General features: G+C 37.1%; 1 protein-coding gene and 1 pseudogene. Both read right to left on the bottom strand.

What is annotated here, in order from left to right; translation table 11 throughout:
* Positions 1-559, bottom strand: a pseudogene (locus HMPREF2837_RS11945) (VirB4-like conjugal transfer ATPase); the annotation flags it as partial.
* Entirely contained in the window at positions 501-875 is a 375-nt protein-coding gene (locus tag HMPREF2837_RS11940) for a hypothetical protein (protein WP_075230709.1), read from the bottom strand. The pseudogene HMPREF2837_RS11945 and the gene HMPREF2837_RS11940, both read right to left, overlap by 59 nt.
* Positions 876-1,002: the final 127 nt, after the last annotated feature.

The following is a 1,002-nucleotide window of genomic DNA, read 5'->3' as shown; positions in this document are numbered from 1 at the left end:
GATCCAAACCATTCATTTCCTTAAATGTAATATCAGACTCCTGAAATTGTGTTCCCAAAGAAACTCCAATATCTTGTAGTAACAACTGAGCCTGCTTTCGATCATCAGCGTTCGTTGAAATGGTCACATACTTATGTACCTCGAAGTTGTTAGCATGTGTTGTAAATCGTTCCTTGATCATCTCATTTAGCTCCTCACGATAGTCATCGTAGCCATCGTTTGTTTCTTCAAACAAGATATTCTGTAAGGAGTTATCCGATACTCGACGGTTAATCACTAAGAGTTGATAGTTACTACCTTCATCCAGTGAATTAAGAGCATCCATCGTTGTATCGATGATGCTCTCTTTTTCATCTTGTTGAGCTGTAGAGTAGGAAGCATCCCCCAGCATAAAGCTACGAGAGTACTTCTCACGAGCAATGTGCATCAATCCATCTTCATGGAGCAGTGTATAATTGATGGTGTTTTGTGTCGTAGGTTTCATCTGACGACGCAAGCGCTCAATTCTTTTCTTTTCTGCGTTTTCTAGTTTTTCTCTTTTGCTTTTGAATAAACTCATCTTTCGTATACATTCCTACCTTTCCAAATTCTGTCTCATAGGTTCGTTGTTGGATTCGGAAAAAGAAATTGATTTTTTCTTTAATCCGCATTCGCTTAGTCATTCCCGTACCGTACATTCCTCCAGGAACAACAAATAGAGCATCCCAAAGATAAATGTACCAATCAGGTAAACCAAAGAAATAAATAGTAATTGTCCCCGAGACAGCTATTACTAAACACACATATAGAACAATCATTCTAGTAGTTAAACCAAATAGAATTGGCTTGTCCTCAGTTTCAAATTCTCTTAAAAATTCTGATCCAATTTTTTTCAATTATTTTCCTTTCATACCAAATAAGATCGATCAATTCCCATTATTCTAAACATGGGTTACACTCCTAATAGTTGCTTAGCTTTTCGACTAGACCCAACCATTACAAAGATATAGATAACCCCCTTGG

The organism is Streptococcus sp. HMSC071D03 (assembly GCF_001812125.1).
Taxonomy (GTDB): domain Bacteria; phylum Bacillota; class Bacilli; order Lactobacillales; family Streptococcaceae; genus Streptococcus; species Streptococcus pseudopneumoniae_N.
The sequence above is the reverse complement of the archived record's forward strand: the minus strand, read 5'-3'. Positions and strand labels throughout refer to the sequence as shown.